At 59.6% G+C, this 8,959-nt stretch carries 7 protein-coding genes and 3 tRNA genes; 6 read left to right on the top strand and 4 right to left on the bottom strand.

Going from position 1 to position 8,959, the window contains the following annotated elements; translation table 11 throughout:
• Window positions 1-45: 45 nt before the first annotated feature.
• Complete coding sequence (locus tag FGQ61_RS08020) at window positions 46-858, bottom strand: transposase (RefSeq protein ID WP_138375175.1); 813 nt, start codon at window positions 856-858, stop codon at window positions 46-48.
• 403 nt (window positions 859-1,261) lie between these two features.
• Here FGQ61_RS08020 and FGQ61_RS08025 point away from each other — a divergent pair, with 403 nt between their 5' ends.
• The 4 genes from FGQ61_RS08025 to dinD all read left to right on the top strand — a co-directional run bounded on the left by FGQ61_RS08025 (window position 1,262) and on the right by dinD (window position 5,823).
• Window positions 1,262-1,996 (top strand): iron-sulfur cluster assembly scaffold protein, encoded by a 735-nt coding sequence (locus FGQ61_RS08025; protein WP_006235554.1) that lies wholly within the window; start codon window positions 1,262-1,264, stop codon window positions 1,994-1,996.
• A gap of 18 nt (window positions 1,997-2,014) precedes the next feature.
• Window positions 2,015-3,019: a GGGtGRT protein gene (locus FGQ61_RS08030; RefSeq protein WP_006235553.1), complete on the top strand. Its 1,005-nt coding sequence runs from the start codon at window positions 2,015-2,017 to the stop codon at window positions 3,017-3,019.
• 256 nt (window positions 3,020-3,275) lie between these two features.
• Window positions 3,276-4,802, top strand: coding sequence for an FAD-dependent oxidoreductase (locus FGQ61_RS08035; protein ID WP_138375176.1), 1,527 nt, complete (start codon window positions 3,276-3,278; stop codon window positions 4,800-4,802).
• Between the two features lie 160 nt (window positions 4,803-4,962).
• Window positions 4,963-5,823, top strand: a complete 861-nt coding sequence (dinD, locus tag FGQ61_RS08040; RefSeq protein WP_138375177.1) for a DNA damage-inducible protein D — start codon at window positions 4,963-4,965, stop codon at window positions 5,821-5,823.
• 262 nt (window positions 5,824-6,085) lie between these two features.
• Here the strand turns inward: dinD and FGQ61_RS08045 are convergent.
• The 3 genes from FGQ61_RS08045 to FGQ61_RS08055 form a co-directional block, all read right to left on the bottom strand.
• Window positions 6,086-6,161, bottom strand: a tRNA-Lys gene (locus FGQ61_RS08045).
• A gap of 43 nt (window positions 6,162-6,204) precedes the next feature.
• Window positions 6,205-6,280: transfer RNA gene (locus FGQ61_RS08050), tRNA-Lys, on the bottom strand.
• Between the two features lie 22 nt (window positions 6,281-6,302).
• A tRNA-His gene (locus tag FGQ61_RS08055) sits at window positions 6,303-6,379 on the bottom strand.
• A 166-nt stretch (window positions 6,380-6,545) separates the two neighbouring features.
• Here FGQ61_RS08055 and FGQ61_RS08060 point away from each other — a divergent pair.
• Window positions 6,546-7,727: a pyridoxal phosphate-dependent aminotransferase gene (locus FGQ61_RS08060; RefSeq protein ID WP_138375178.1), complete on the top strand. Its 1,182-nt coding sequence runs from the start codon at window positions 6,546-6,548 to the stop codon at window positions 7,725-7,727.
• Window positions 7,728-7,868: 141 nt separating this feature from the next.
• Entirely contained in the window at window positions 7,869-8,759 is an 891-nt protein-coding gene (locus FGQ61_RS08065) for an ROK family protein (protein WP_138375179.1), read from the top strand.
• Window positions 8,760-8,959: the final 200 nt, after the last annotated feature.

Genomic DNA, 8,959 nt, shown 5'->3' on the forward strand with positions numbered 1-8,959 from the left:
TGGTTGCGGCGTATGGACGACCCCAGCTGCGGTGAACAGGCGACCTTACATCACGTTTCCGCCAGCCCGCATCGCCGTTCGCGCGCGGGCGCGCACGATACGAGAGACGGTACTTTTGCCAATCCCGGTATACCGCTCAATCTGGCGCACCGTAAAGCCGGCATTGTTCAATCCAACAATAACAGTATCGCGCTGCGCCGGCGGTGCAGTTTTAACCCCGTTGAGCGGAACCCCGAGACTCTTCGCCAACTTGCCGGCAAAGGCATTGCGTTCCCACTCTGTCTCTTTCATATCGCACAGCGCTGGCTTGCTGCCGTCGGGCGTCGAAAGCGAATAGGCAATAAAGCCCTCGGCAGAACCAAAAAGCTCAAGCACGCAAGAAGGATCAGAAAATCCCCTCGCGACATCAGCCGCGTCACCGTCGTAAGCGCACAAATGCTCCGCAAAGCTACTCCAGGGATAACGCTCGATTAGGCTAACGCCCGCCTCCTGCGGATCGGCGTGTACGGAGCGAATAGCCTCCATCACCTGCCAGTCGGTATCGAGCGAGCGCCGGTCAAAACGGTTCTGGAACAGATGGCCTGTGCGCCTCGTGCGTTTATTGAACCGCCGCGCGTACGTCAAAAGCAGCCGGTGCATCGCCGCGCTCATCCTGTCCTCGTAATCTGCAAGCACCAAATGCACGTGATTGCCCATAAGGCACCAAGCGATAACCGTCACACCCTCCTCGCGGCAGCACTCGCGCATCAGCTCCAAAAACTCCCACCGGTCCTCATCGCCCTCAAAGATGAGCTGCTTGCCCGTACCGCGGGCACAGACATGGTAAAAGCCGGTAACCGTTCTCCAAACGCGCTGCATGGCGCTCCCTTCGCCGGGATCTGCTTGCCATCCAATACAGCACGATTGAAGCGTGCCATCAAAACATTCACGCAAAACAATACACTCGCGCGGCCAAAGGCAGTAATCAGGCGGCGAACGGCATCGTTGCAACAGGTCAACCCCCGCAATGCTTACAAGAGCTGACCAATAGCTTGCCCAAGACGGACCCCCTCTACGGAAGTTCACGACCACAGAACATAGAGTTAAACCGTTTCAATTAAAACTTCCGGACTTCTCGCTACGAAAACTGAGCCGTTCGCCGAATATTCCGTGCATTTCGCGGTATTATAGGGGCTGCATGTCATGTCCCTTTCGAAGGGTCGCCCGGCAATCGCCAGCCACGGCCCCCAGACGGGACGCCAACACGATAGAGAGGAGAGGCATGCAGTACTCACAGGAAGTGGAGAACATGTGCCCCGTTGCCAAGGGTGCATACCACGGCCCCGCACCCATCCCCGAGGAGGGCAAGTGGGTCCAGGCTAAGGAGATTTCCGACATCTCCGGTCTTACGCACGGTGTGGGTTGGTGCGCACCTCAGCAGGGCGCCTGCAAGCTCACGCTGAACGTCAAGGACGGCATCATCGAGGAGGCCCTCGTTGAGACCATCGGCTGCTCGGGCATGACCCACTCTGCCGCCATGGCTTCCGAGATCCTTCCCGGTAAGACCATCCTCGAGGCCCTCAACACCGACCTCGTCTGCGACGCCATCAACGTTGCTATGCGCGAGATCTTCCTGCAGATCGTTTACGGCCGCAGCCAGACCGCGTTCTCCGAGGGCGGCCTGCCCGTGGGCGCCTCCCTCGACGACCTCGGCAAGGGCCTTCGCTCTCAGGTCGGCACCATGTTCGGCACCAAGGCCAAGGGCGCTCGTTACCTCGAGCTCGCTCAGGGCTACGTCACCCGCATGGCTCTCAACGACAAGAACGAGATCATCGCATTCGAGTTCCTGAACCTCGGCAAGTTCACCGACGCCGTCAAGGCCGGCAAGACCCCCGAGGAGGCCATCGCTGGCGCTATGGGCCACTATGGTCAGTGGGAGAACGCTGCCAAGTACATCGACCCGCGCACCGACGAGGAGACTCACTCCGTCGCCAGCGTGTTCCCGGTTCACGAGTAGAAAGGGAGGGAAATAACTATGACTGTTACGTTCGAAGGTTACGAGCGCCGCGCTGACAAGATCAACAAGTGCCTCGCCGACAACGGCATCGCCTCCCTCGAGGAAGCTCTGCAGATCTGCACCGACAAGGGCTTCAACCCGCGTGAGATCGTCAACAACACCCAGTCCATCGCCTTCCAGAACGCCGAGTGGGCCTACACCCTCGGTTGCGCTCTCGCTGTCAAGCGTGGCGCCAAGTCCGCTTCTGAGGCTGCCGCCATCATCGGCGAGGGCATCCAGGCCTTCACCGTTCCCGGCTCCGTCGCCGAGGACCGCAAGGTCGGTCTGGGCCACGGCAACCTGGGCGCTATGCTGCTCTCCGACGACACCGAGTGCTTCGCCTTCCTGGCCGGTCACGAGTCCTTCGCTGCCGCTGAGGGTGCTATCGGCCTGGCTCTAAACGCCAACAAGGCTCGCAAGAAGCCGCTGCGCGTCATCCTCAACGGTCTGGGCAAGGACGCTGCTCAGATCATCGCCCGCATCAACGGCTTCACCTACGTGAAGACCCAGTTCGACTACTTCACGGGCGAGCTCAAGGTCGTCGAGACCATCCCCTACTCCGATGGTCCCCGCGCCGCCGTCAACTGCTACGGCGCCGACGACGTCCGCGAGGGCGTTGCCATCATGTGGCACGAGAACGTCGACATCTCGATCACCGGTAACTCCACCAACCCCACGCGCTTCCAGCACCCCGTCGCTGGCACCTACAAGAAGGAGCGCCTCGAGGCTGGCAAGAAGTACTTCTCCGTCGCTTCTGGTGGCGGCACTGGTCGTACCCTGCACCCGGACAACATGGGCGCCGGCCCTGCCTCTTACGGCATGACCGACACCATGGGCCGTATGCACTCCGACGCCCAGTTCGCCGGTTCTTCCTCCGTGCCTGCGCACGTTGACATGATGGGTCTCATCGGCATGGGCAACAACCCCATGGTCGGTGCCACCGTCGCCTGCGCTGTCGCCGTCGAGGAGGCCCTCAAGGCCTAATCGCGCCCGCGCGATGCTCATATAGTTGAGCTTTGGAGCCACTACCCACCCAGGTAGCGGCTCTTTTTGTTTGCGCTGTCGCAGGGTAGCTAATGCCGATATATCAGTTGGGGCGAAATACAAGATGTGATGAGATGGAGCGTCAGAGCGTCCATGACGCCCACCTGCCATACTTGCCCTTTACCGATTTGCCGAGTCTTTGCGGCCCCATTGCCGATCACCCGTGCGACAATGCGCCGGACGAGAAAGGAATCCGATGGAATCGACTGATGTACTGGTAATTGGATCTGGCATTGCGGGCCTTTGCGCCGCCATCGAAGCGGCACGCACGGGTGCAACCGTCACTGTGGCAAGCGCCGGCAAGACTATGAGTGGATCGAGCTTCTTCCCCGGAACCTGGGGCCTAGGGCTTATCGGACCCGTTAACGAAGACGACGAGCAGGACCTCATCGACACCATCCTGGCCGTCGGCGGCGGCGTTGCCGACCCCGAACTCGTCCAAGCGTTCGTCCACGGCATTCCCCAAGCGATTAACTGGCTCGAGCAAGACCTGGGCGTTGAGCTCCAGCGTCCGCAAAGCGCCAAGAGTGCTCAACAAAAGCAATTTATCCCCTGCTTTGACCACAAGACGCGCATGTGGCGCGGCCTCACCCGCAAGCCCCTTGAGGACGCTCTGACGACCTGGATCGAGTCGCTCGGCATTCGCCTGCTCCCCCGCCATGAGCTTATCGACCTTGTTGAGGACACGAACGGCAGAATAACCGGAACCGTACTCTACGACCTTACCGAAAATCGAATCGTGCCCTTTGCTGCCAAGGCCACGGTCATCGCAGCCGGTGGCACAGGCGGCCTGTTCGAGCGCAGCCTTACGTCGGCTGATGTGCTCAGTTCCTCGCAGGCCATCGCGCTGGCGCACGGCGCAACACTTACTAATATAGAGTTCATGCAGATGATGCCCGGCTTCATTGAGCCCAAGCGCAACCTCGTCTTTAACGAGAAGACCTGGCGCTACGTCAAATTCGATCAGTCGGTTGACATCGACGACGACAAACTGGACAAGCTGCTTGAGCAGCGCTCCGGATACGGCCCCTTCACGTCACGCCTGGATTCACGTGCTATCGACCTTGCCATCGACCAAGCGGGCGCCGAGGGCCTAGCGCTGCATTACGACTTCCCCAGTGAGGACGTCCCCGAGTTTGTCCAGACCTTTGCCACATGGCTCCAGGACGAGCACGGCATTGCTCCGACTGACGAGATGCGCGTAGCGATGTACGCCCATGCCTCCAACGGCGGAATCAAGATCGACAAGGCAGCCGCGACCGGCGTTGCGGGTCTCTACGCCTGTGGCGAGGCAACGGGCGGCATGCACGGCGCCGACCGCATTGGCGGCCTGTCAAGCGCCAACGGTATCGTGTTCGGACGGATTGCGGGTGCATCGGCGACTCAGGCGGCGCTGGACGCCCCTGAGACGCCCTTGAAGACGGATATCGCCCTCCCCCAGCGCGGCCTCGCCAAGGCAGATGCAGAGCGTCTGGCTCGCAGCCTCAAGCACACGATGAGTAGCTACTGCATGATCAACCGCACCGAGACGGGCCTATCCGAGGCACTACACGAGCTTGAGGGCTTGAAGACAGAGGCAACGACCTTGAGCACACAGAAAGCCCAGGACAGCGAAGTCGCAGCCCTCGCCCGCCTGCAATCGCAGATTCAACTAGCACAGGAAATGGTCAAAGCCATGCGTAAGCGAACTGAAAGTCTCGGGTCGCACTATCGAGCGGATTAAACCGGACACCTATCTAAAGCAGAACACAACCAATCGATATCCATGGGCCCCGTGAGCTCGAAGCAGCACGGGCCCATTCGTGTCCGCACGGCAGCGTATCCTTATTCTGAATACAGAGTGGGCAAAGCCCGCATAGACAATAGACCAGCGAGGAGGAGATATGGACAGTAGAGATATCGAGAAGTGGCGTGTCGAACTTGATAGCTACGCCAATGTGGAAGACGGCGTTGAATATTGGCTCGCACGCGATTTAATGGAACCCATGGGGTACACTCGATGGGAGAACTTCGCCGAAGTTGTTAAGAGGGCAAAAGTCTCGTGCGAAACAAACAAAACTCCAGTTGATTCCCATTTTCGTGACACCACGAAAATGGTAACTGCCGGTGTCGCCGCTCGCGCGGTTAAAGACTACAAGCTGACGCGCTACGCATGCTATTTAATCGCCCAAAACGGAGACCCAAACAAGCCCGAAATCGCACTCGCACAGGCGTACTTCGCCGTGCAGACACGCCGTCAGGAGCTCATAGAGCAGCGCTTCGCAGAGATTCAGCGCTTGCAGGCGTGCCACTCGCTATCCGATTCAGAGAAACAGCTCTCGGGCATTGCGTTCAAACGAGGCGTGGACTCCAAAGGATTCGCGATCATCAAGTCGAAGGGCGATGAGGCGTTATTCGGCGGCAGAAGCACGGCGGACATGAAGCGGCAGCTTGGTGTGTCCAAGAGTGCTGCATTGGCGGACAAGCTAGCCGATGTTCTCATCAAAGCAAAGGACCTCACGAACTCGATGACGGCCTTCAACGCCGAGGAACACGACTTGTACGGTCTGGACCAGATCAAACAAGAACACGTCGAGAACAACACGAGCGTGCGTGGCAGCCTCATCGACCGCGGAATTGTTCCCGAGAACCTACCGCCTGCCGAGGATACAAAAAAGCTCGAGCGTCGCGTGAAGGCAGACGAGAAGAAACTCAAGGAGGGTACTGACGGTTTCACCGATCCCCAGGGTAGACTCAATCTGTGAAAGCGGCCGCGCCCTTTCGGGTTCGACCCCATGCGAGGTTAACAAAAAAACGACCAGCCTAAGCCAGTCGCTTTAACGATCTTTGGGTGGGCCGTCAGGGGGTCAGCCCGCTGCGCAGGCGGCCGCTGCGGCGCCAAGGCGCCTTGCGCGCTGCGCTGGCAAACGCTTACGCGTTTCCTCAGCTCCGCGCCCTTTCGGGTTCGACCCCATGCAAGGTCAACAAAAAAGACGGCCAACCGAAGTTGACCGTCTTAACTTGCTTTGGTGGGCCGTCAGGGGGTCGAACCCTGGACCTTGGGATTAAGAGTCCCCTGCTCTACCAACTGAGCTAACGACCCAAAGCTAAAGTCCGTTATGGCGGACTTTAGAGGAGATATCGTGTGGTGGGCCGTCAGGGGGTCGAACCCTGGACCTTGGGATTAAGAGTCCCCTGCTCTACCAACTGAGCTAACGACCCGATATCAACACAAAGCAAGAACTGGGGTGGGTAAAGGGACTCGAACCCTCGACCTACGGGACCACAACCCGTCGCTCTAGCCAACTGAGCTACACCCACCGTGTCCTGTGCGCTTCGCGCTCGACTATTATTGCAAGGAACGCCACGCGATGCAAGCCCCAATTTTCAAGAATTTTGAAAAGAGTTTTTCGAGACCATTTCGAGCAAATCCCACCGGTTTCATAGGAGTAAACTTGCCCCACTGCAAATCCTCGAAAGGACCGTCATGAAAGAACTCTCCAACCGCACGGCAAGATTTACCGATTCGGTCATCCGCCGCATGACACGCATCTCCAATAAGTATGGCGCTGTCAATCTCTCGCAGGGCTTCCCTGACTTCGATCCCCCAGCGCAGCTGCTCGATAGCCTCAGCGCCATCGCCAGCGACCCCAAGCCGCTCTATCACCAGTACTCCATCACCTGGAGCTCCCAGGCCATGCGCGAGGCGCTCGCCGCCAAACAGGAGCACTTTATGGGCATGCCGGTGAACCCCAACGAGAATATCGTAGTCACCTGCGGCTCCACCGAGGCCATGATGGCCGCCATGATGACGGTCACCAACCCCGGCGACAAGGTCGTCATCTTCTCGCCGTTCTACGAGAACTACGGCGCCGACACGATCCTTTCGGGTGCCGAGCCCATCTATGTGCCGCTCAACCCGCCCACATTCGACTTTGACCGCGAGACACTCGAGGCGGCCTTCCGCGACAACGACCCCAAGGCCATCGTCCTGTGCAACCCTTCCAACCCTTGCGGCAAGGTCTTTACACGCGATGAGCTCACCTTTATCGCCGACCTCTGCAAAAAGTACGACACCTACTGCATCACCGACGAGGTCTACGAGCACATCGTCTACGCGCCCCACGAGCACGTCTATATGGCCACGCTGCCCGGCATGTTTGAGCGCACCATCGGCTGCAGCTCGCTGTCCAAGACCTACTCCATCACCGGCTGGCGTCTGGGCTACACTATCGCCCCTGCCGAAATTACCGAGCGCATCAAGAAGGTCCACGACTTCCTCACCGTGGGCGCCGCCGCTCCCCTGCAGGAAGCCGTCGTCACCGCCCTCAAATTCGACGACAGCTATTACGATGAGGTCCTCGACCTCTACACCGCCAAACGCGACCTGTTCTGCCAGGGACTCGACAGCATCGGTCTTGAGCATAACGTGCCGCAGGGCGCCTACTACGTCATGCTGGACATCTCTGAGTTTGGCTACGACAGCGACCTCGAGTTCTGCGAGGACCTGGCCTCAAAGGTGGGCGTGGGCGCCGTGCCCGGCTCGAGCTTCTTCCGCGAGCCCGTCAACCATCTGATTCGTTTCCACTTTGCCAAGCGTGACGAGACGCTCAACGCGGCGCTGGAGAACCTCAAGTCCCTGCGTGATAAAATCAAACCGCGCGGGTAAGGACGGCCCGGCAACTAAAGCAACCAAATAAGCCCCGCACCGCCAGCCGAGTTGCGGGGCTTCTTTTTATAGCGCCTTCTTAATTTGTTTAGAGCGTTATACTTTAGCCATGGAGCAACTCGTCCCAGAGAGAGGAATATTATGGCAGAGCAGCAGCTTATCGGAGCGCTCGAGGCCGGCGGCACCAAGATGGTCTGCGCCACGGGCTATGCAGACGGCACGGTCCTGGAGCGTGAGCAGATCGCGACCACGACCCCGCAGGAGACCGTCGAGGCCGTCAACGCGTGGTTTGCCGACAAGGGCATCGCCGCGCTGGGCATCGGCGCCTTTGGCCCTACTGCAGTCAACCCTGCCTCGCCCCAATACGGCAAGATCCTGGAGACGCCCAAAACGGCATGGCGCTACTTTGACCTGCTGGGTACTATCCAAAACGAGCTCAATATCCCCTGCGGCTACGACACCGACGTCAACGTCGCCTGCCTGGGCGAGGTCACCTTTGGTTGCGCCAAGGGCCTCACCGATGTGGTCTACCTGACCATCGGTACCGGCGTGGGCGCCGGCGTGCTCTCGGGCGGTAAGCTCGTGCACGGCATGATGCATCCCGAGGCTGGCCACATCCTGGTCATGCGTGACCCGCGCGACACCATTGGCGAGCACAGCGCCTGCCCCTTCCACGACAACTGTCTCGAGGGCCTCATCGCCGGCCCCGGCGTTAAAAAGCGCTGGGATGGCAAGAGCGCCGGAGACATGGCCGATGACCCGGAGGCCATGGACCTGCTCGCAGGCTATCTGGCACAGGCGCTCATGACCTACACGCTGTGCTACGCGCCGCAAAAGATCATCATCGGCGGCGGCGTGGCCGACCACACCCCCATCGTGCCGCTCGCGCGCAAAAAGTGCGCCGAGATGCTCAACGGCTATATCGTCACGCCCGAGGTCAACGACATCGATAACTACATCGTCAACAACAGCCTCGAGGGCAAGCAGGGCATCATGGGCTGCCTGGCCCTGGGCGCACAGGCGCTTCAGTAGCAGACGCACCCACAGGGCGTGGCGCGCTCGGCAAATCCGACCTACGGAACGACGCCACCACGCCCCATATAAGCCCTCAAATAAAAAAGGGCTTATAGGACAAAATGTGTGTCCCGATAGAACATCCGTTTCCATCCATTAATCCAGCCAGAACGGGTACGGGTCCCTGTGGTGGAGGTCCTCCCACACTGCCCTGTCGC

The sequence above is a fragment of the Collinsella aerofaciens genome (assembly GCF_005844325.1).
GTDB lineage: Bacteria > Actinomycetota > Coriobacteriia > Coriobacteriales > Coriobacteriaceae > Collinsella > Collinsella aerofaciens_G.